The sequence below is a fragment of the Rhodoferax sp. P1_F3 genome (assembly GCF_056405715.1).
Genome location: NZ_JBFUBO010000007.1, coordinates 155,425 through 175,259, shown reverse-complemented (window position 1 = coordinate 175,259; position 19,835 = coordinate 155,425). Strand labels below are relative to the sequence as shown.

The window sequence follows — 19,835 nt, the reverse complement described above, 5'->3', positions numbered from 1 at the left end:
CGCGGCGCTTAGCCGGCAAAGTCCCACAGCCGCTTGGCGCCCAGCACAGCGCTGGGGTACGGGGCCTTGCCGCGTGAGCCGTTGTAGCGGCCCAGCGCCATGAACACGTCACCGCGCTCGCGGTCCAGGTAGTGGCGCAGGATCACACAGCCAAAGCGCAGGTTGGTGCCCATGTGGAACAGCTTGCCAGCGTCCCCATCGCCGATCACGCGCGTCCAGAACGGCATGACCTGCATATAGCCACGCGCACCCACGCTGCTGACCGCGAATTTGCGAAAGTTGCTTTCCACCTGGATCAGGCCCAGCACCAGGGACACGTCTAGCCCCGCACGCTTGCTCTCGTACCAGACGGTTTGCAGAAAGTCTTTGCGGGTTTGCCAGTCGGGCTTTTTCTTCTTGAGCCGCTCGCTCATGGCACCCAACCAGCGCAGGTACTTGAGGCGCGACTCGGTGTCGGCAAACACGGGCTCAGGCGGCGCGGTGTTGGCAATGGCTGCACTCAGCGCCGTTCGCACGGCATCAGCCAAGGGCTCTTCCACCTGCGCACCGGCTTGCGCTTGCTCTGCAAATGAGAGCACTCCGCACAGCGCCAGAAGGCGCTGCAGGCCAATTCGCCTTGAAACCAGTGGTTCGACCTGGTCTGGCGTCATGCCTTCAGGCGTGACAGCAGCAAGGCAGCAATCTCGCCCACGGGCACCTTGGTCGCCTCGTCATCACGGCGGTGCTGGTACTCCACCACGCCTTCTTTGAGCGCACGGTCACCAATCGTCACCCGGTGCGGCACGCCAATCAGTTCCCAGTCGGCAAACATGGCACCAGGGCGCTCGTTGCGATCGTCCAAAATCACATCAACACCGGCCGCCAGCAGCTCGGCGTACAGCGTGTCGGCCGCGGCCTTCACGTCGGCAAAGCGGTCGGGGCTGATGGGGCACAACACCACGGTGAAGGGTGCCAGCGCGTCAGGCCAGATGATGCCCTTCTCGTCATGGTTCTGCTCGATGGCGGCAGCGGGCAAGCGCGTGATGCCGATGCCGTAGCACCCCATCTCCATGAACTGGGGCTTGCCGTTTTCACCGAGGAACGTGGCGTTCATGGCCTTGCTGTACTTGGTACCCAGGTAGAACACGTGACCCACCTCAATGCCGCGCTCAATCGCCAGCACGCCCTTGCCGTCAGGCGAGGCATCGCCCGTCACCACATTACGCAGGTCGGCCACTAGATCGGGCTCGGGCAGATCACGGCCCCAGTTGACGCAGCTCAAGTGGTAGTCCACCTCATTGGCGCCACACACCATGTCCGCCATCAGCGCCACTTCGCGGTCTGCGATCACTTTGAGCGGCTTCTTCAAACCGACGGGGCCGAGATAGCCTGGCTCGCAACCAAAGTGCTCGTCAATTTCAGCGAGTGTGGCAAAGCGGAAGTCTGCCAAGCCCGGGAGCTTGCCAACCTTGACCTCGTTCATGCTACGGTCTCCACGAATCAGCAGCAGCCAGACTTGGGACGTCACCACCGCCCCCTTGTCGTCATGCACATCCGTCGCCACCACCAGGGACTTGAGCGACTGCGCCAACGGTAAGTTCAGATACACGGCCACGTCTTCGCAGGTACTTTTGCCCGGCGTTGCTACTTTTTTCATAGCAGCTTGCGCAGCAGCTCTGGGGGCTGTAGGCGCTAAAGCCTCCGCCTTCTCCATATTGGCCGCATATTCACTGTTGGGGCAGTAGACGATGGCGTCTTCGCCGGTGGCAGCAATCACCTGGAACTCTTCGGAGAGATCGCCCCCAATGGCGCCACTGTCCGCCGCCACCGCGCGGTAGCGCAGGCCAAAGCGGTCAAAGATCTTGCGGTAGGCAGCAGCCATCACCTGGTAGCTGGCCTTGGCCGCGTCCTGGTCGCGGTCAAAGCTGTAAGCGTCTTTCATGATGAACTCGCGGCCACGCATCAGGCCGAAGCGGGGACGGCGCTCGTCGCGGAACTTGGTCTGGATCTGGTACAGGTTCTTGGGCAACTGCTTGTAGCTCTTGATTTCCTGGCGCGCAATGTCGGTCACCACCTCTTCGCTGGTGGGCTGGATGACAAAGTCGCGGTCGTGGCGGTCTTTGATGCGCAGCAGCTCGGGGCCCATCTTGTCAAAGCGGCCGGTCTCCTGCCACAGCTCGGCCGGTTGCACCACGGGCATAGTCAGCTCCACGGCACCGGCACGGTTCATCTCTTCCCGCACGATGGCTTCTACCTTGCGAATGACGCGCAGGCCCATGGGCATGTAGTTATAGATGCCAGCGCCCAGCTTCTTGATCATGCCCGCGCGCATCATGAGTTTGTGGCTGACCACCTCGGCGTCCGCAGGCGCGTCTTTGAGGGTGGAGATAAGGAATTGGGAGGCTTTCATGGGGGAACTCGCTGACGACGGAGGCGTTCTGCGCTTGATGCACTGCATTCGCTGTGCATAATGAACGAAGTTTAAAAATTGGGGTTTGATTATGCTTGACCGGGACGGATTTCGGCCCAATGTCGGCATCGTCCTGCTCAACCAGAAAAATCAGGTATTTTGGGGCAAGCGCATACGTACCCATTCGTGGCAGTTTCCGCAGGGCGGCATTGACCGGGGCGAAACTCCCGAGCAGGCCATGTTCCGCGAATTGCACGAGGAAGTGGGGCTCCAGCCGGAGCACGTGAGCATCGTTGCCCGTACCCGAGACTGGTTGCGCTACGAGGTGCCAGACCGGTACATCCGACGTGACGCACGTGGTCACTACAAAGGCCAAAAACAGATCTGGTTTTTGCTCCAACTGGTGGGGCACGACTGGGATTTGAACCTGCGCGCCACCGACCATCCAGAGTTCGACGCTTGGCGCTGGAACGACTACTGGGTGCCGTTGGATGCAGTCGTTGAATTCAAACGCGGCGTCTATGAAATGGCGCTGACCGAATTGGCGCGCTACCTGCCGCGCCACGAACCGCGCAACCGCTTTTTACGCCACGGCCACCGGTCGCGGGAGATGGATGAATCCGCCCCCGAACACCAGGCACCACCAACCATGGAATTACCCCCTGGCGCATCCTTTGAACCTGACCCTGGCACCAACCTGCCAACGCACCATGACTAAGGGCTTCATCACCAAAAAAGGCCTTGCACTAGCGCTGTACTGGCTCGCTGGCGTCGCCAGTGCACAAAATACGCTGGACAACCCGGACTGGGTAGAGGAGAAAGAGCCTCCACCACCTGCGTATTCCACCACCAAAGTACTGGCATTGGAAATGCCTCACTACGTTTCCGTAAAGGTGTCCATAGATCCTTCCACCATTTTGGTTGGCAACGATGGCATCGTGCGTTATGTAGCCGTCATGACCAATCGCACAGGAACAACGAATGCCCTATACGAAGGCATTCGTTGTGTGAGCGACGAAGTGAAAACTTACGCCCGCGCAGGATCTAGCGGGGAATGGTCTCTGGTATCTGAGCCCGTATGGAAGCCGGTCAATGACAACCTTCCGTCCAAACATGCCTACGCGTTCGCCCGGCAAGCAGCATGCCAGGCCAGAGTGGCCAACAGCAAATCAGAAATCATCAAAGCACTGCAAACCGGCATAAAACCAGGTCAGAGCAACCAAGTCTTTTACAACTGAGCAAGCCTCAGCGCGTCAGCACTAGGTTGTCCCGGTGCAGCATTTCCGGCTCTGCCGCATAGCCAAGCAGACGCTCAAACTCTGAAGAAGCCTTGCGGCAAAGCAACCGGGCCTCTGAACTGGAATAGTTGGCCAAGCCACGCGCGATCTCCTGTCCGGCATCGTCGCGCACCGCTATCACGTCACCGCGCGAGAAATCACCGTCGACTTGGAGCATGCCAATCGGCAGCAGGCTCTTGCCCTCATCGCGCACTTTGATGGCCGCCCCCGCGTCCACCACCACCGCGCCGCGCAGCTGCAAATGGTCCGCCATCCACTGTTTGCGAGCCTGGCTTTTTTTGGTTTGGGCAATCAGCAAGGTGCCAATGGCATCACCCTGCGTCAGGCGAATCAACGCATCGGTCTCGCGGCCCCAAGCAATCACGGTAGACGCGCCCGAGCCCGCAGCCCGCTTGGCGGCCAAGATTTTGGTCAACATGCCGCCCCGGCCAATGCTCGAGCCTGCACCACCAGCCATCATCTCCAGTGTGGCATCTCCAGCTTTGGCCTCATGCACAAATTCGGCCGCAGGGTCTTTGCGCGGATCGGCAGTGTACAAACCTTTCTGGTCCGTCAGAATCACCAGCGCATCAGCTTCCACCAGGTTGGCCACCAAGGCGCCCAAGGTGTCGTTGTCGCCAAATTTGATTTCGTCATTGACCACCGTGTCGTTTTCGTTGATCACCGGCACCACGCCCAGCTTCAACAAGGTCAGCAGGGTGGAGCGGGCATTGAGGTAACGCTCACGATCCGCCAGGTCGGCATGGGTCAGCAGCACCTGGGCGCTGCCCAGCCCATTGGCGCGCAACTTGGTCTCGTACATCTGGGCCAGGCCCATTTGGCCGACCGCAGCGGCCGCTTGCAGCTCATGGATGGCTTTGGGGCGATTCGCCCAGCCTAGGCGCTTCATACCTTCGGCAATCGCGCCACTGGACACCATGATGACTTCACGCCCATCGCGGATCAAGTACGCCAGTTGCCGGCACCACTCTCCAATCGCCTGCTCATCCAGCCCACGGCCTTCGTTGGTCACCAAGCTGGAGCCCACCTTGACCACCACACGCCGCGCATCACGCAGCACAGGAGAACTGAACTTTTGGATCATTTTGGCCTGCAGCCCTTGAATTCACTGCGCGAGCAGCTACAAAATTGATAGTATTTTAAGAAGCAGGTGCGTCGGACGAATCTACCGAGCCCGCGGTGAACCGGGGATCCACTTCTACATGCGGTTGTTCGGCCAATTGCTGGGCTTTGACGTGCTTGTAGATTTCTTTGATCAGCGGCTCGCAGCCCTCGCGCGTCAAAGCAGAGATTTCAAACACAGGGCCCTTGAACTTATAGCGTTTGACAAAGTCCTTGATCAACGCTGGCCGTTCGTCGCCGGGCACCATGTCGAGCTTGTTCAACACCAGCCAACGCGGCTTTTTGTACAGGTTTTCGTCGTACTTCTTGAGTTCGTTGACGATGGCCTTAGCCTGCGCCACCGTATCCACGCCTTCGTCAAACGGAGCCATGTCCACCACGTGCAACAGCAAACGGGTGCGCTGCAAATGGCGTAAAAACTGGTGGCCCAGACCCGCCCCTTCGGCGGCGCCTTCAATCAGACCGGGCAAGTCGGCGACCACAAAGCTCTGTTCCGGCCCCACGCGCACCACACCCAGGTTGGGATGCAAGGTGGTAAACGGATAGTCGGCAATGCGGGGGCGCGCGTTGGAGACGGCAGAAATAAAGGTGGACTTGCCCGCATTGGGCATGCCCAACAGGCCCACATCCGCCAAAACTTTGAGTTCAAGCTTGAGATTGCGTTTTTCGCCGGGCCAACCCGGGGTTTTCTGACGTGGCGCCCGGTTGATCGCACTCTTGAACCGCATATTGCCAAAACCACCGTCACCGCCCTTGGCGATGGTGATTACTTCGCCCGGGGTCAGCAGTTCAAACAGCACTTCGCCGGTTTCGGCATCCGTAATGATGGTGCCAACGGGCATCTTGAGCGTGATGTCGTCACCCGCAGCCCCAAACATGTCTGAGCCCATGCCGTGCTCGCCACGCTTGGCGTCGTAGCGGCGCGCAAAGCGGTAGTCCACTAAGGTGTTGAGGTTGATGTCCGCCACTGCGTAGACGTGGCCACCGCGGCCACCGTCCCCGCCATTGGGGCCACCGAATTCCTTGTACTTCTCATGACGGAAAGAGACGCAGCCAGCGCCACCATCTCCCGCGGAGATATCAATGTAGGCTTCGTCAACAAACTTCATGGCATGTACCGAGGTTAGAAATGAAAAACCCCGCGCAAAGGGCGCAGGGTTTCTCGGGGGAGCATGGGCAGATTACGCTGCAGTCACGCTCACTGTGTGCTTGTTCAGCGCGCCCTTGACGGCGAACGACACGTGGCCGTCTACCAGTGCAAACAGGGTGTGATCCACGCCGATACCGACGTTGTTGCCGGGGTGGAACTTGGTTCCACGTTGGCGCACGATGATGGAACCAGCGCTGATCAACTCACCGCCGAAGGCCTTCACACCGAGCATCTTGGGCTTGGAATCGCGCCCGTTTCGCGTAGAGCCGCCGCCTTTTTTCTGTGCCATGACCTGTGCCCCTTATGCGGAAATCGCGCCGATTTGCAGTTCGGTGAACTGCTGGCGATGCCCTTGACGTTTCTGGTAGTGCTTACGACGACGCATTTTGAAAATGCGCACTTTGTCGTGCTTGCCATGAGAAATTACTGTGACCGTAACGGTCGCACCGGACACCAAGGGTGTGCCAACCTTCAATTCAGCGCCGTTTCCGACCGCCAGAACCTGATCAAACACAATCTCTTGGCCTACGTCCGCAGCAATCTGTTCTACTTTAATTTTTTCGCCGGCAGCAACTCGATATTGCTTACCGCCGGTTTTTATGACCGCGTACATGTTGACCTCTTCGACTAGGAATTCTGCAAAAGAATTTTTACAGAGCCTTGGAGTATACCATTTTGGCAAATTTGTCCAACCCCGTGCTTGGGCGGCCCAAACCACGGTGGTGGCCTTCCTATAATGACGGGATAACAAACCGGTCATTGCCTTGCAAGTCACAACTCCCGGCTCATCGACGGGGCTCTCCATCGTCGAACAGGACATGCGTCATGTGGACAGGGTCATTGCCCAGAGGTTGGACTCTGGTGTGCCTCTTGTCGGCAGCGTTTCTCAGTACATCATTTCTGCCGGTGGCAAGCGCCTGCGCCCTGCTCTGCTGCTGCTCTGCTGCGGCGCCTTGGGCTACCAGGGTGAGCAGCGTTACAACCTGGCCGCAGTGGTGGAATTCATTCACACCGCCACCCTTTTGCACGATGACGTCGTAGACGACTCCGCACTACGCCGCGGCCATGCCACCGCCAACGCCAAATTTGGTAATCCCGCCAGCGTACTGGTGGGTGATTTTTTATATTCGCGCGCATTCCAGATGATGGTCGAAGCCCAGAGCATGCGCATCATGCAGGTGCTGGCAGACGCCACCAATGTGATTGCCGAAGGCGAGGTACTGCAGTTGATGAACATGCACAACGCCGCACTGGACGAAGCGGGCTACCTGCAGGTCATTCGCTCCAAGACCGCCAAGCTGTTCGAAGCCAGCGCCCGCGTAGGCGCCATTTTGTCGGGAGCCAGCGCAGCTCAGGAAGAGGCCTGTGCGGAATTCGGTCAAGCCCTGGGCACCGCGTTCCAAGTAATCGACGACGTACTGGACTACACCGGGGACGCCGCCGTCATGGGCAAGAACCTGGGCGACGATCTGCGCGAAGGCAAAACCACACTCCCACTGATTGCGGCCATGCAGCGCGGTACGGCTGCTGAACGCCTGACCATCCAAACAGCGATTGAAACCGGCGAACTGAGCATGCTTGACGAAGTGATCGCGATCGTCAAAAAGACGGGCGCCCTGGACGTGGCACGCGACGCGGCCCACTCCGAAGCACAGCGCGCCATCTCCGCTGCACAGCGGCTGCCCGTCTCGTCGCATACGGACTGCTTGCTACAATTAGCGACCCAATTGCTAGAGCGAAATCACTGATTTTCGGGTTCCTGGAGCCCACACCACGGGGTGTAGCTTAGCCTGGTAGAGCGCTACGTTCGGGACGTAGAGGCCGGAGGTTCGAATCCTCTCACCCCGACCATTCTCAATATGGTTTCATTCCGATTCCCCATGAAAAAAGGCTTGTCTTGCGACAAGCCTTTTTGCTAAGCGCGTGAAATTACGCCGCAGTAGCTTGCTTACGGCGACGAGCAATACCGCCCATCAGGCCCAAACCAGCCAACAGCATGGCGTAGGTTTCAGGTTCTGGCACGGGCGCAGCGCTCAAAGTAATGCCATACAAACCACCGCTAGCACCGGTTGCAGTACCGGTAATGTCAACGTGGTAGCTGCCGGCGGTAGGCAAATTGAACGTGTAGCTGCTGTTGTTGCCAGCGAACGAACCGAAATTCACAGTGCCGTTCGGATGGCTGTTGTTCCAAACATTCACGGTCAAGCCAGCAATGTCGTAAATGCTCACGTTAAAAAACGAGAGTACAAGGTTGTTGGCAGCGCCGCTCAAAACAGAAGGGCTGGTAACGTCGAAGTTGATCGTGTCTTCAAACGAACCAACAGTGTGCGAGAAAGTGCCGGTGTAGCTTCCAAGCGTTCCAGCGCTGACGGTGGTGGCTTGTGCCACACCAGCAGACATGGCCGCGGCGACGAGGCCAGCGATCAGTGTTTTTTTCAAAATCATATTTTCCCTTTTGAGTATGTGAACCCGGCGCATACCCAAGATGGGATGACTACGAGTTGGGGCAAGTTTCTTTGTATCTCCACTGATCGTCTATAGCCTGATCGGACTAGCGGCGTGACTTACTGCACACTTAACGCCCGTAGACGTCCTCAAATCGCACGATATCGTCCTCACCCAAATAGCTGCCCGACTGGACCTCAATCATCTCCAGCTCCACTTTGCCGGGGTTCTGCAGGCGGTGCGTCGTACCTAACGGGATATAGGTCGATTCGTTTTCGGATAGTAGGAAGGTTTTTTCACCCTGTGTCACCTTGGCAGTACCGCTCACCACAATCCAGTGCTCCGCCCGGTGGTGGTGCATCTGCAGCGACAAGGCCGCACCGGGTTTGACCACGATGCGTTTGACTTGGAAGCGCTCACCTGAGTCCACGCTGTCGTACCAACCCCAAGGCCGGAACACCTTGCGATGGATCTGCCCCTCAGTGCGACCAGCCTGTTTCAGGCGGTCCACAATCTTCTTCACGTCCTGCGTCTTGTTCTTGTGAGCGACCAAAATCGCATCAGCGGTCTCCACCACGATCAAGTCGTCCACGCCCACACAGGCGATCAAACGCCCCTCGGACAAAGCTAGGGTATTGCGGCTGTCCTGCATCAACACGTCGCCCTGCGCCACATTGCCCTCAGCATCTTTGGGCAATACGTTCCATAACGCCTCCCAAGCCCCCACGTCCGACCACCCTGCCGACAGTGGAATCACGACCCCCACAGGCAAGCTGGTGTTTTGGCCGGCAGCAATCCGCTCCATCACCGCGTAGTCGATCGAATCGCTGGGGCATTGGCTGAATGCATCCTTGCCCACGCGCACAAACTCCCCATCCGAACTGCCCTGCGCCCAGGCGGCTTCGCAGGCGGCCGCGATGTCAGGCCGGCAGGCCTGTAAGGCCGACAACCACACCGAGGCGCGCATCATGAACAACCCGCTGTTCCAGGAATAGCTTCCCTCGTCTAGGTATGCCTGCGCGGTCTGCAAGTTGGGTTTTTCCACGAAGCGGGCAATGCGCTTTGCACCATCGCTGCCAAAGCTTTCACCCGACTGGATATAGCCATAACCGGTCTCGGGCGCGTCCGGCGTAATGCCGAAGGTCACTACCGCGCCATCATTGGCCAGGGCAGCACCTTTTCGCACAACGTCCTGAAAGGCTTGGGTATTCACGATTACATGGTCTGCCGGCATGACCAGCAGCACGGGGTCTGCTCCGTTTTTCATAGCTGCTCGCGCAGCGATGGTGAGGGCTGGAGCCGTATTTCGCCCCAGTGGCTCCAACACCACAGTGCCAGGCTTGCCCATCACGCGGAGCTGCTCGGCGATCACGAAGCGGTATTCCTCGTTGCACACCACCAGGGGTGCAGCCAATTCAACGCCCGCAATGCCCTCTACACGACGTACCGTCGCTTGCAGCAAAGAATCGTCGCCGATCAAGGGCAGCAATTGCTTGGGATACTTTTCGCGGGACAGGGGCCACAAGCGGGTTCCGGATCCACCTGACAACACGACCGGCTGAATCAACATAGCATTTCCTTCAATAGTTAAATCTTGGCGTGTCAGGCGCGGGCATCGCCCCAGCGCAGGCGGGCCGTGTCATCCCCGCGGTATAGCGTCTCACCATGGCGGTTGACGCAGTAATGGCGCGACACAATCATTTCGAAAAAGTGCATATCAGCGGGGATGCGCGTGTATTCAAATAACACCCCGCGCGTAATGCGCGCACCGGCGCGAACCACACTCCCGTGGCCAATCCACGCAGGACCAATAATGGTCGCTCCGGGCTCAATCTTCACACTGGAGCCGATATACACCGGCCCTTCAATCTTCACTTGGTCCCAAGGGATTTGTGTATTCAAACCCACCCACACACCCGGCTTCACTTCCTTACCGGGCATACGCATGTAGTCGATTTCACCTTGCAACACCCGCTGCAACACCGACCAGTAGTCACTGACTCGACCAATATCGAGCCAATTGAAAGGGCGGTTTTGCACAAAAAATGGCAGCTTTTCATCTGCCAACTGAGGAAACAGTTGTGAACCAATGTCGTACACCTTGCCCACCGGGACTTTGTCCAATACCGCCGGTTCAAAGATGTAAATGCCAGTGCTAGCCAGGGTAGATTTGGCCTCTTCAGGCTTGGGCTTTTCCTGGAAGGACTGAATACGTCCGTCGGCATCTGCTACCACCATGCCATAAGAGGGCACTTCTTCCAAAGGCACCTCCAGCGCCACGACACTGGCCAATGCACCTTTCGCCTTGTGTTCGGCCAAAGCTGCGGTGATGTCCAAGTCAATCAACGCATCGCCACACAGCACCAGTGTGGTGTCGTCAAAAAAGCCGCTGAAATCCTGAATATGTCGCATGCCCCCGGCAGAACCCAAGGGACGGGGAAGGATGTCGCCATGCTCCCGTACCCCTTCGTAGGAGTAGCCGATTTCCACCCCCCAGCGCTGCCCATCCCCAAAGTACTCTTCAATACGCTGGTGGTGATACGCCACGTTGACCATGATTTCCTTGACGCCGTGGCGCGCAAGGTGCTCGATTAAGTACTCCATAACCGGCTTGCCCAGGATCGGCACCATGGGCTTAGGCAAGTCGCGCGTCAGGGGACGCACACGGGTCCCCTGACCTGCGGCCAAAATCATTCCTTTTGCCATTTTTTCCCTTTTGTCTTTTTCGGTTTTGACAGTACTAAAAGTGTACTGGTTACCCCCTAGTCCATATGGACTACAGCCCATCACAGATATGTAACCAGCATGCAAAAACAAAGCCAATGGCTGTCACAGAAATGCCATCTCACCATGCCTCAATTCCACATGCAATAGCCCTTGCCCAGAGTCTGTTACCAAGGTGAAACAGATGAGAACTCGGCATCCAATACTTTCGACAAATGTGCATTAGTTCACATTTGACTGTCGCTTCGTACCAATTGGCACAAATTCACCCGTTTGGGGGATGGGCACATGACCAAGGCCTACTTATCATCGCGCACTTGTCTCGATATTCGCGTTAACCCTAATACTTGCGTACCCCACCCATGCTGTTCCTTCCCTCGCTCTCTACCGAGGATCTTCACCACTATCACCGGGTTGTGACCCATTCGGTGGAGGTGCGCAGCCACTTTGACGTGCTCATCTGGCTGCAAGGCGATATGCAGCGCTACCTGCCCCACGACATCTTGGTGGCGGCTTGGGGCGATTTTTCGAGTGGTGCCGTGCAGCACGACATCATTTCCGCTATGGCCGGCGTGCGCTCCCACGTGTCGCATGCCCCTGCCATCACGCCACTCCTAATGACGCTGTTCAATCGTTGGGCTGAATTCGGGAACAAACCTTTCAGCCTAAATGCTGGCGAAAGCGGATTCCTGCTAAACGACTCTGGCCTGAAAAGTGCTTTGGGCGGTGCGTTGCAAAAAATGCGCTCCGCCACGGTGCACGGCATTCGGGATGAGCGAGGGAGTCACGATTGTCTCTACGTTGCGTTCAGCGTCAAAGACCTCTTTACGGATATAGAGCGCGGAGCCATGTCCATGGTGCTGCCCTACATTGATACAGCTCTGCGCCAAGTGGAGCACCTGCCCCACCAGGCGCAACTGCAGTCCCACAACAACGGCAAAGATACGCCGCTAACGGTGGAGCACGAACTCACCGACCGGGAAGCCGAAATCCTTAAATGGGTGGCTCTGGGCAAAACCAACCCCGAGATAGGCAGCATCCTGGAGATCAGCGCCTTCACGGTCAAAAACCACATGCAACGTGTTTTCAAAAAACTCGACGTCTCCAACCGCGCCCAAGCGGTGGGCAAATTCCGTGCATGGGTCAACCATGTCTAAGGCTCACGTTACGCTATCTGCCGCCGCCCTCAACCGCGGCTCAGACCACCCCACGCTAGGGAAGGACAACCTGCTGAGCCTATTTGAGTCGGCGGTCTGCCCGGGCGCTTTGGTGGCTTCTTTGTGGGTGGTGGCCTATTACTTTGAGGGCAGCTTGCCCCCGGCCTACCTGTTGCTGGCCGTCCTCACCTTCGCATTGACCTTCCCCGGTGAATCACGGCTGCAAACCCCCATGGGCACCGTGTTGCTGGACATTTCCATCAATTGGATTTGGATTGCAGGCTTGCTGGGCATTACCGGCTACGCCACCGGCTACATCAAAGAGTTTTCCCTGAATGCGCTAACCGCATGGCTATGGGTCGCGCCTTCGGCTGAATTGCTAGCCTGCCTCACTTTGCGTGCTGCCGCACCGTGGGTGCTGAAACTTCAGGGGCCCAAACAACGTGCCTTGATCGTGGGAATGAACGAACAAGGGCTGGCCCTGGCGAACAAACTCAAAGACTCCCCCTATTCACGCATCGAATTTGCAGGCTTTGTGGACAGCCGCGGCACCGACCGGCTTCATCCCAACGCACCCCATGCCTTGTTGGGCAAGATTGATCAACTAGCCGGCATCGCCCAGCAAAACCGTATTCAAGTCATCTACCTGTCGCTGCCCATGGCATCCCAGCCGCGGATCTTGCATATCTTGGACGAACTGAAAGACACCACCGCATCGATTTACTTTGTGCCCGACATGTTCGTCACTGACCTGATCCAGGGCCACCCTAGTGCCGTATGCGGCATGCCCGTCATATCCGTGTGTGAAACGCCTTTCAGGGGGTTTGACGGTGCGGTGAAACGCATGAGCGACGTGGTGTTCTCCGCGTTGATTTTGCTATTGATCACGCCTGTGCTCATTGCCATTGCCATGGCAGTCAAATTAGGCTCGCCTGGCCCCATCATCTTCAAGCAGCGACGCTACGGGCTGGACGGTGAAGAAATTCTGGTCTACAAATTTCGGTCCATGACGGTCACCGAAGATGGTGCGGCCGTACAGCAAGCAACCAAGAATGATTCACGCATAACTCCCTTAGGGGCTTTTCTGCGCAAGACCTCGCTGGACGAACTTCCGCAATTCATCAATGTGCTGCAAGGCCGAATGAGCATCGTGGGGCCTCGCCCCCACGCCGTGGCCCACAATGAGCTCTACCGCAAGCTCATCAAAGGCTACATGGTCCGCCACAAAGTCAAGCCGGGGATTACCGGCTGGGCTCAGGTCAACGGCTATCGCGGTGAAACCGAAACGCTAGACAAAATGCAGGGCCGTATTGACTACGACCTGGACTACCTGCGCAACTGGTCACTGCGGCTGGACATTCACATCATCCTCAAAACCGTGCGCCTTGTGGTCAAAGACCAGCAAGCGTACTGAGCGCATGCGACAAACTGCTCCTCTTCTTTGGTCTATTGCGTTGCTCCTGTGCAATGCGGTATCCGTACACGCCCAGGAAAAGCCCTTGGTGTTCAATGCGAGCTACACCGTTCAGACCGATAGCAACTTATTTCGCTTGCCGAGCAACGCGAACACGCAAGCCCTCATTGGCAAAAGCAGCGCGGCAGAACAAATTGGCATCACCACCTTGGGGCTGGGCTTTAACACGCAGCAAAGCCTGCAAAAGTTTGAGCTGGATTTGACTTTGGTGGACTACAAATACCAAAACTTCAACTACCTCAGCTTCACTGCCAGCAACTATGCGGCGGCCTGGCATTGGGCAGTGACACCGCGGCTTACCGGCAACTTCACTACAGACCGCAAAGAAACACTGAACAGCTTCAGTGACTACCAAGGCTACAACGTGCGCAATCAGCGCGTGGATACGACCACTCGCGTGGACGCTGCTTACGAATTGGACGGCCCATGGCGTCTGATTGTGGGCGCCAGCACCACCCGCCAAGCTAACCAGCAAGCATTACTGGCTGGCGGCGACTACACCAATACATCAGCAGACGCAGGTCTGCGCTATGCGTTTGCTTCGGGCAGCAGCCTGACTTACCTAGCACGTTTGGGTAGCGGCAGCTATCTGAACCGGGTCGTTCCCAACACGGGCGCGTATGACGACCAATTCAAACAGCTGGACAATGACTTGCGTCTGCGCTGGAACCTGAACGGTAGCAGCAACGCAGAGGTGTATATCACCCACATTAATCGCACACACCCCACCTATGGAGAGCGTGACTACAACGGCTTCAACACGGGGGCCAACCTGGACTGGGGCATCAGCGGCAAATCATTGCTGTCGGTCGGATTCAGCCATTTGCTAGACGCCTACGCCACCAGCAACACCAATTACAGCCAAACCGACAAATTATTTATAGGGCCCGTTTGGCAATTTAGTCCCAAAGCGGCTTTGCGCCTGCGCCACGAATGGGCCCAACGCGACTATCAGGGTAGTCCCACCGCCGCGGCAAGCAGCCAACGACATGACGTCACCCGTGACACCAGCGTGTCTGTTAACTGGCACCCCTACCAACAAGTTTCCCTGAATGCAGGCTTGCAAAACAGCACCCGTGGCTCCAACCAAGCCGGGCTCGATTTTGAAAGCACGCTGCTGTTTTTAACTGCCCAAGTCAATTTTTAAGTGCACTACACCATGAACATTTCCTCTCAACGCTTCGCCACCGCCGTCCTGGCGGCATCTATTGCTCTCGGCTTGGCCGCTTGCGGCAACAAGGACGATAAGAAAGTGGCCACCCAAGTCGCCGCCAAGGTCGGTTCAGAAGAAATCTCCGTGCACCAAATCAACCAGGTGCTCAGCCGTACCAATATGAACGGTGCAACCCCAGAGACCGTGCAAGCCATGGGGCGAGACATTTTGGAAAAACTGATCGACCAGCAATTGGCCGTAGACCAAGCAACCGAGAACAAACTACACCGTTCCCCAGAAGTAGTCGCCCAGATAGAAGCCGCACGCCGTGACATTTTGGCCCGTGCCTATATTCAGCAAATTAGCGCGGCTACGCCCAAACCATCCGCCGATGAGATCAAAAAATATTACGTCGACCACCCACAACTGTTCAGCGAACGCCGGGTCTACAACGTGCAGGAAATTGTGGTTCCCACCTCTGCCGGTGTGGCGGACCAGTTACGTCCACTGGCAGCTGCCGGCAAACCTATTGAAGACGCAGCAGCCCTGCTTAAATCCAAAAATATCCAGTTTGGCGGCGGCGCTGCAACCCGCGCTGCGGAGCAGATTCCACTCGAAATCCTGCCACGCATCCACGCCCTTAAAGATGGCCAAAGCACTCTGATTGAGACACCCCAGACCATCACGCTGCTGCGCGTGGTGTCGTCGCAATCATCTCCCGTGGCTCAAGAGGCGGCTCTGCCACGTATCGAACAATTCCTGATGAACCAGCGTGCCGGCGAAGCCGTTGCGGCCAACATCAAGCAATTGCGCTCCAGCACCAAGATCACTTACACGGGCGAATTTGCCAATGCCGCCCCAGCTCCTGCGGCACAGGCACCAACTGAGCCATCTGTGACACCAGAAGCTGCGAACAAAACCACCATCGAAAAAGGTGTGGCTGGTCTCAAATAACCCCCCACACCGCTCGCACAGATTGCCACCATGAAAACATTTCGCCTTCCCCAATTCTTGCTCGCTGCGTTGTTGGCGCTGAGTAGTTTTGTCTCATTGGCCCAAGACAAATCTGACTACCCCCTGGGGGCCGGTGACACCATCCGCGTGCAGGTTTTTCAAAATCCAGACCTCACCATAGAAACCCGCGTGTCGGAAAGTGGCAGCATTACTTACCCACTGATCGGGGCTGTGGAACTGGGCGGCTTGTCGGTAGCAGCGGCTGAAAAGAAAATTGCAGATGCCTTGCAACGTGGGGGATTCATCCAAAAACCCCAAGTCAACATTGCCCTCATTCAGATCCGCGGCAACCAGGTATCGGTGCTGGGCCAGGTGGCGCGTCCAGGACGCTTTCCGTTAGAGACCGTCAATACCCGCTTGAGCGACATGTTGGCAAGCGCCGGTGGCGCAACACCGGGTGGTGATGACATTGCTATCGTAACGGGCGTGCGAGACGGAAAACTCTTCCGCAAAGAAATCGACATCCCGTCCATCTTTCTCTCGGAAAAGCTGCAAGACAACCTAATCCTCCAAGGTGGAGACACTATCTACGTCCACCGAGCGCCGGTTTTCTATATTTATGGCGAAGCACAACGCCCCGGCTCCTATCGCATTGAACGCGACATGACAGTCATGCAAGCCCTTGCCCAGGGTGGTGGCCCCAGCGCCCGCGGATCAGAAAAGCGTCTGCGCCTGCACCGCAAATTGCCCAACGGCGGTATTCAACAAATTGAACCTCAATTGACCGACCCCGTGCTCCCCAATGACGTTATTTACGTCAAGGAAAGCATCTTCTGATTTCGGGCACCACACCATGACACTTCAACAATTTCTACTTATTCTGCGGGCCCGCTATCGCATGGCGCTACTTGCCTTTGCAGTCACCGTATTCACCACCGTGGGTATCAGTCTATTGCTGCCAAAGCAATACACCGCCAGCGCCGCAGTCGTTGTGGACGTGAAATCACCTGACCCGGTTAGCGGGCTCATGCTGCAGGGCATGATGGCTCCTGGCTACATGGCCACCCAGGTGGACATCATCAACAGCGATCGCGTTGCACAAGCTGTGGTCAAGGGATTGGGCATGGAGAAAAGCCCGGCTATTCAAGCGCAGTGGCAAGAAGCGACCTTGGGCAAAGGCCAGCTGCGTGACTGGCTTGCCAACCTGCTGCAAAAAAGCCTTGACGTCAAACCCTCGCGTGAAAGCAACGTCATCAGCATCAACTACACCGGCGCAGACCCCGAATTTGCTGCGACGGTAGCCAATGCCTTTGCCCAAGCGTATATGGATGTAAATCTCGATTTGCGCGTTGCGCCAGCCCGTCAGTTCGCCACATTTTTTGATGAGCAGACCAAAACCGCGCGCGACAAACTGGAAAAAGCCCAACAAGCTTTGTCTGACTACCAGCAGAAAAACGGCATCACATCCACCGACGAACGCATGGACTTTGAGACTGCAAAACTCAACGAAACCAGCAGCCAACTGACAGGCGTGCAAGGCCAGACCACTGACAGCCAGAGCAAGCGCCAAAGTGGCAAGGCCGATACCGTGGCAGAAGTCATGCAAAGCCCTCTCATCAATGGCCTTAAAGCAGACATCGCCCGCGCCGAGGCCAAACTGGCAGAAAGCAAAGGGAACCTCGGTGCCAACCATCCTCAAATTCAGCGCGCCGAATCCGAACTTGCGACGTTGAAAGCGCAACTGGATGCAGAAACACGCAAGATCACAACCTCGATCGAAACCGCCTACCAAGTCGGCAAACAGCGCGAAACCCAGTTGCAAGGTGCGCTTGCAAATCAAAAAGCACGTGTATTGATACTCAACAAACAGCGTGACGAACTGAATGTCCTGCGCCGTGATATTGAATCCGCTCAGCGTGCATTTGAAATTGTGAGTCAGCGCGCGTCGCAAACCAATATTGAAAGCCAGACCAACCAAACCAACATCGCAGTGCTGAACCCTGCCATTGCACCACCCGACCCGTCCAAACCCAAGATTTTTCTCAACACCCTTGTCTCCATATTCCTCGGAGGGTTGCTGGGGGTTGGGTTGGCGTTGGTTCTGGAGCTGATGAACCGCCGCGTGCGCTCGACAGAAGACCTGGTCGAAGCGCTGGAGTTGCCCGTCTTGGGTGCCATTAGCTCAGCATCCGGCATGTTTAAACGCACGGCCATTGGAGTACGCGCATGAATCAGGTTAGAACCATCGGCGACATTTTGGTGGCCACTGGCCGCCTGAGCCATGACGATGCTGCACGCATTGTGGAGCGCCAGCGCAAAGACCAAGTGCAGTTTGGTGACGCCGCATTGGCCCTGAAAGTGCTTACCAAGGACGATATCGACTTTGCTCTGAGCAAGCAGTTTGACTATTCCTACCTGAACGACCAAGACGACACCGTTAGCCACGAGCTGGTAGCCGCCTACAAGCCATTCAGCCGCGTCGGTGAGAACTTGCGTGCGGTGCGCAGCCAACTCATGCTGCGCTGGTTCAACACCGACCCCGCCCACAAAGTATTGGCCGTGGTCAGCCCCGGCAGTGGCGAAGGCCGCAGCTTTATCGCGGCCAACCTCGCCATTGTGTTTGCCCAGCAAGGTGAACGTACTCTGCTCATAGATGCAGACATGCGCGCCAAACCTGATCGTGCACAGCACGCATTGTTCAAGCTGGGCAAAAGCGCCGGCCTGTCTGGAATTTTGGCAAACCGCGCAGGCCTGGAAGTCGCGCAACTCATTCCCGGTTTGCCCGGCTTGGCCGTGCTGCCGGCTGGCGCCATACCGCCCAATCCCCAAGAGCTGCTGGGGCGCCCCGCATTTGGCGATCTGCTCCGCATTGCCAGCCAACAGTTTGATGTGATCATCATTGACACACCTGCTGGCACCGAATATGCCGATGCAGAAATTGCGGCGGCGCGTGCCGGCGCTGCGCTCCTGGTTGCCCGCAGAAACACGAGCTTGCTGCCACAGGCTACTCAACTGTCTCGCCGCCTTCAAGACAGTGGAGTCGCTTTGGTGGGCTCGGTACTGAACGACGCATGAACTCCGTGGACCGAGGAAGAACCACCCTCCAGGTGCAGCTGCTGACATGGCTGCCCGTAATACTCGGGCTTGCCGCGTTGTACCTGCCCAGCCTTCACGACCTATTCACTGGTATTTGGGCAAAAGACGAGCAGATGCACGGCCCCATCGTGCTGGGCATCTCCTGCTGGCTCATCTATCGCAATTGGTCCAGCATGCTTGCGGCCAACCAAGGCTACGGGCCCTCTGCCTGGGGCTGGCCCTTCTTTGTCTTAGGTTTGTTCTTCTATGCGCTGGGCCGCTCGCAAGACATCTTGCTGCTGGAGGTTGGCTCCGTCATCTGGCTACTGGTGGGCATTGCACTCCTCACCCTAGGCCCCAAAGCACTAAAGGCCCAGTGGTTTGCCTTGTTCTTCATGTTCTTCATGGTACCGCTACCGGGTGTGATCGTGGATGTGGTCACCATGCCTATGAAAATGGCCGTGTCATACGTGGCAGAGCATGTGCTCTTTTGGGCTGGCTATCCGATTGGCCGCAACGGCGTCATTTTGCAAATTGGCCAGTACATGCTGTTGGTGGCCGATGCTTGTGCCGGCCTGCACACGCTGCTCACGCTGGAGGCTCTGGGGCTGCTGTACCTCAACATCGTTCGGCGCGACTCTTTGTTTAGAAACGTAGGGCTGGCCGCACTGATCGTACCCATCTCTTTCACCGCCAACGTCATTCGCGTGATGGCGCTGAGCCTCATTACGTACCACTTCGGTGATGCTGCGGGCCAGGGCTTTTTGCATGGCTTTGCAGGTATGGTTTTGTTTTTAACCGCACTACTACTGATCATCGGGTTCGACAACGCACTGCAAGCCCTCGAAACTATCAAAGCGCGTAAAACAGCGTCGCTGAGCCTGAGGTAACCGC

The 19,835-nt window shown here is 57.1% G+C and carries 19 protein-coding genes, 1 tRNA gene and 1 pseudogene; 12 read left to right on the top strand and 9 right to left on the bottom strand.

All coding sequences use genetic code 11. The features are described from left to right. Positions 1-8: 8 nt before the first annotated feature. Together AC1DZ5_RS13510 and AC1DZ5_RS13505 are read right to left on the bottom strand one after the other, a co-directional pair. Positions 9-650: a lytic transglycosylase domain-containing protein gene (locus AC1DZ5_RS13510; protein WP_477889838.1), complete on the bottom strand. Its 642-nt coding sequence runs from the start codon at positions 648-650 to the stop codon at positions 9-11. Further along, positions 647-2,389 (bottom strand): proline--tRNA ligase, encoded by a 1,743-nt coding sequence (locus tag AC1DZ5_RS13505; RefSeq protein WP_477889836.1) that lies wholly within the window; start codon positions 2,387-2,389, stop codon positions 647-649. Before AC1DZ5_RS13505 ends, AC1DZ5_RS13510 begins: the two co-directional genes overlap by 4 nt. Before the next feature lie 91 nt (positions 2,390-2,480). On the opposite strand from AC1DZ5_RS13505, the gene AC1DZ5_RS13500 reads away from it, so the two are divergent. Beyond that, positions 2,481-3,107: an RNA pyrophosphohydrolase gene (locus AC1DZ5_RS13500; RefSeq protein ID WP_477889834.1), complete on the top strand. Its 627-nt coding sequence runs from the start codon at positions 2,481-2,483 to the stop codon at positions 3,105-3,107. Next, positions 3,100-3,627 (top strand): CNP1-like family protein, encoded by a 528-nt coding sequence (locus tag AC1DZ5_RS13495; RefSeq protein ID WP_477889832.1) that lies wholly within the window; start codon positions 3,100-3,102, stop codon positions 3,625-3,627. The genes AC1DZ5_RS13500 and AC1DZ5_RS13495 overlap by 8 nt, the downstream gene beginning before the upstream one ends. A gap of 7 nt (positions 3,628-3,634) precedes the next feature. Here the strand turns inward: AC1DZ5_RS13495 and proB are convergent, their stop codons facing one another. From proB to rplU, 4 genes are all read right to left on the bottom strand, one after another. After that, positions 3,635-4,771, bottom strand: a complete 1,137-nt coding sequence (gene proB / locus AC1DZ5_RS13490; protein ID WP_477889830.1) for a glutamate 5-kinase — start codon at positions 4,769-4,771, stop codon at positions 3,635-3,637. A 55-nt stretch (positions 4,772-4,826) separates the two neighbouring features. Then, positions 4,827-5,918, bottom strand: a complete 1,092-nt coding sequence (gene cgtA / locus AC1DZ5_RS13485) for an Obg family GTPase CgtA (protein ID WP_477889828.1) — start codon at positions 5,916-5,918, stop codon at positions 4,827-4,829. A 72-nt stretch (positions 5,919-5,990) separates the two neighbouring features. Then, positions 5,991-6,248: a 50S ribosomal protein L27 gene (gene rpmA, locus AC1DZ5_RS13480; RefSeq protein WP_310339809.1), complete on the bottom strand. Its 258-nt coding sequence runs from the start codon at positions 6,246-6,248 to the stop codon at positions 5,991-5,993. A 12-nt stretch (positions 6,249-6,260) separates the two neighbouring features. Next, on the bottom strand, positions 6,261-6,572 hold the full coding sequence (gene rplU, locus AC1DZ5_RS13475) for a 50S ribosomal protein L21 (protein ID WP_310339810.1): 312 nt from the start codon (positions 6,570-6,572) through the stop codon (positions 6,261-6,263). A 205-nt stretch (positions 6,573-6,777) separates the two neighbouring features. Between rplU and AC1DZ5_RS13470 the strand changes: the two genes are divergently transcribed. Together AC1DZ5_RS13470 and AC1DZ5_RS13465 are read left to right on the top strand one after the other, a co-directional pair. Next, the gene (locus AC1DZ5_RS13470; protein ID WP_477889973.1) at positions 6,778-7,707 is read left to right on the top strand and encodes a polyprenyl synthetase family protein; all 930 of its coding nucleotides are present in this window, start codon (positions 6,778-6,780) and stop codon (positions 7,705-7,707) included. 26 nt (positions 7,708-7,733) lie between these two features. Beyond that, positions 7,734-7,810: transfer RNA gene (locus tag AC1DZ5_RS13465), tRNA-Pro, on the top strand. Between the two features lie 78 nt (positions 7,811-7,888). Here the strand turns inward: AC1DZ5_RS13465 and AC1DZ5_RS13460 are convergent. The 3 genes and pseudogenes from AC1DZ5_RS13460 to AC1DZ5_RS13450 all read right to left on the bottom strand — a co-directional run. Beyond that, positions 7,889-8,368: pseudogene (locus tag AC1DZ5_RS13460) on the bottom strand (FxDxF family PEP-CTERM protein); the annotation flags it as partial. A gap of 166 nt (positions 8,369-8,534) precedes the next feature. Then, positions 8,535-9,974 (bottom strand): mannose-1-phosphate guanylyltransferase/mannose-6-phosphate isomerase, encoded by a 1,440-nt coding sequence (locus tag AC1DZ5_RS13455; RefSeq protein WP_477889825.1) that lies wholly within the window; start codon positions 9,972-9,974, stop codon positions 8,535-8,537. Positions 9,975-10,006: 32 nt separating this feature from the next. Beyond that, positions 10,007-11,098: a nucleotidyltransferase family protein gene (locus AC1DZ5_RS13450; protein ID WP_477889971.1), complete on the bottom strand. Its 1,092-nt coding sequence runs from the start codon at positions 11,096-11,098 to the stop codon at positions 10,007-10,009. 392 nt (positions 11,099-11,490) lie between these two features. Here AC1DZ5_RS13450 and epsA point away from each other — a divergent pair, with 392 nt between their 5' ends. Genes epsA through xrtB form a run of 8 tightly spaced genes read left to right on the top strand, consistent with a single transcriptional unit; the run spans position 11,491 to position 19,831 of the window. Then, positions 11,491-12,285, top strand: a complete 795-nt coding sequence (gene epsA / locus AC1DZ5_RS13445; protein ID WP_477889823.1) for an XrtB/PEP-CTERM-associated transcriptional regulator EpsA — start codon at positions 11,491-11,493, stop codon at positions 12,283-12,285. After that, positions 12,278-13,699 carry an undecaprenyl-phosphate glucose phosphotransferase gene (locus tag AC1DZ5_RS13440; protein ID WP_477889821.1) on the top strand — a complete coding sequence of 474 codons (1,422 nt, stop codon included), beginning with the start codon at positions 12,278-12,280 and terminating at the stop codon, positions 13,697-13,699. The genes epsA and AC1DZ5_RS13440 overlap by 8 nt, the downstream gene beginning before the upstream one ends. 4 nt (positions 13,700-13,703) lie before the next feature. After that, entirely contained in the window at positions 13,704-14,906 is a 1,203-nt protein-coding gene (gene epsL, locus AC1DZ5_RS13435) for an XrtB/PEP-CTERM-associated polysaccharide biosynthesis outer membrane protein EpsL (RefSeq protein WP_477889819.1), read from the top strand. 12 nt (positions 14,907-14,918) lie between these two features. Further along, the gene (locus tag AC1DZ5_RS13430; RefSeq protein ID WP_477889817.1) at positions 14,919-15,866 is read left to right on the top strand and encodes an EpsD family peptidyl-prolyl cis-trans isomerase; all 948 of its coding nucleotides are present in this window, start codon (positions 14,919-14,921) and stop codon (positions 15,864-15,866) included. 30 nt (positions 15,867-15,896) lie between these two features. Then, the gene (epsE, locus tag AC1DZ5_RS13425) at positions 15,897-16,703 is read left to right on the top strand and encodes a polysaccharide export protein EpsE (RefSeq protein WP_477889815.1); all 807 of its coding nucleotides are present in this window, start codon (positions 15,897-15,899) and stop codon (positions 16,701-16,703) included. 16 nt (positions 16,704-16,719) lie between these two features. Continuing rightward, positions 16,720-18,096 (top strand): chain length determinant protein EpsF, encoded by a 1,377-nt coding sequence (epsF, locus tag AC1DZ5_RS13420; protein ID WP_477889813.1) that lies wholly within the window; start codon positions 16,720-16,722, stop codon positions 18,094-18,096. Beyond that, positions 18,093-18,941 carry a chain length determinant protein tyrosine kinase EpsG gene (gene epsG, locus AC1DZ5_RS13415; RefSeq protein WP_477889811.1) on the top strand — a complete coding sequence of 283 codons (849 nt, stop codon included), beginning with the start codon at positions 18,093-18,095 and terminating at the stop codon, positions 18,939-18,941. Before epsF ends, epsG begins: the two co-directional genes overlap by 4 nt. Beyond that, positions 18,938-19,831, top strand: a complete 894-nt coding sequence (gene xrtB / locus AC1DZ5_RS13410) for an exosortase B (RefSeq protein ID WP_477889809.1) — start codon at positions 18,938-18,940, stop codon at positions 19,829-19,831. The genes epsG and xrtB overlap by 4 nt, the downstream gene beginning before the upstream one ends. Positions 19,832-19,835 lie beyond the last annotated feature (4 nt).

Excerpts from the sequence above, each read along its gene's own strand:
- AC1DZ5_RS13510 (WP_477889838.1), bottom strand. The coding sequence starts at position 650 with ATGACGCCAGACCAGGTCGAACCACTGGTTTCAAGGCGAATTGGCCTG.
- AC1DZ5_RS13505 (WP_477889836.1), bottom strand. The coding sequence starts at position 2,389 with ATGAAAGCCTCCCAATTCCTTATCTCCACCCTCAAAGACGCGCCTGCG.
- AC1DZ5_RS13500 (WP_477889834.1), top strand. The coding sequence starts at position 2,481 with ATGCTTGACCGGGACGGATTTCGGCCCAATGTCGGCATCGTCCTGCTC.
- AC1DZ5_RS13495 (WP_477889832.1), top strand. The coding sequence starts at position 3,100 with ATGACTAAGGGCTTCATCACCAAAAAAGGCCTTGCACTAGCGCTGTAC.
- proB (WP_477889830.1), bottom strand. The coding sequence starts at position 4,771 with ATGATCCAAAAGTTCAGTTCTCCTGTGCTGCGTGATGCGCGGCGTGTG.
- cgtA (WP_477889828.1), bottom strand. The coding sequence starts at position 5,918 with ATGAAGTTTGTTGACGAAGCCTACATTGATATCTCCGCGGGAGATGGT.
- rpmA (WP_310339809.1), bottom strand. The coding sequence starts at position 6,248 with ATGGCACAGAAAAAAGGCGGCGGCTCTACGCGAAACGGGCGCGATTCC.
- rplU (WP_310339810.1), bottom strand. The coding sequence starts at position 6,572 with ATGTACGCGGTCATAAAAACCGGCGGTAAGCAATATCGAGTTGCTGCC.
- AC1DZ5_RS13470 (WP_477889973.1), top strand. The coding sequence starts at position 6,778 with ATGCGTCATGTGGACAGGGTCATTGCCCAGAGGTTGGACTCTGGTGTG.
- AC1DZ5_RS13455 (WP_477889825.1), bottom strand. The coding sequence starts at position 9,974 with ATGTTGATTCAGCCGGTCGTGTTGTCAGGTGGATCCGGAACCCGCTTG.
- AC1DZ5_RS13450 (WP_477889971.1), bottom strand. The coding sequence starts at position 11,098 with ATGATTTTGGCCGCAGGTCAGGGGACCCGTGTGCGTCCCCTGACGCGC.
- epsA (WP_477889823.1), top strand. The coding sequence starts at position 11,491 with ATGCTGTTCCTTCCCTCGCTCTCTACCGAGGATCTTCACCACTATCAC.
- AC1DZ5_RS13440 (WP_477889821.1), top strand. The coding sequence starts at position 12,278 with ATGTCTAAGGCTCACGTTACGCTATCTGCCGCCGCCCTCAACCGCGGC.
- epsL (WP_477889819.1), top strand. The coding sequence starts at position 13,704 with ATGCGACAAACTGCTCCTCTTCTTTGGTCTATTGCGTTGCTCCTGTGC.
- AC1DZ5_RS13430 (WP_477889817.1), top strand. The coding sequence starts at position 14,919 with ATGAACATTTCCTCTCAACGCTTCGCCACCGCCGTCCTGGCGGCATCT.
- epsE (WP_477889815.1), top strand. The coding sequence starts at position 15,897 with ATGAAAACATTTCGCCTTCCCCAATTCTTGCTCGCTGCGTTGTTGGCG.
- epsF (WP_477889813.1), top strand. The coding sequence starts at position 16,720 with ATGACACTTCAACAATTTCTACTTATTCTGCGGGCCCGCTATCGCATG.
- epsG (WP_477889811.1), top strand. The coding sequence starts at position 18,093 with ATGAATCAGGTTAGAACCATCGGCGACATTTTGGTGGCCACTGGCCGC.
- xrtB (WP_477889809.1), top strand. The coding sequence starts at position 18,938 with ATGAACTCCGTGGACCGAGGAAGAACCACCCTCCAGGTGCAGCTGCTG.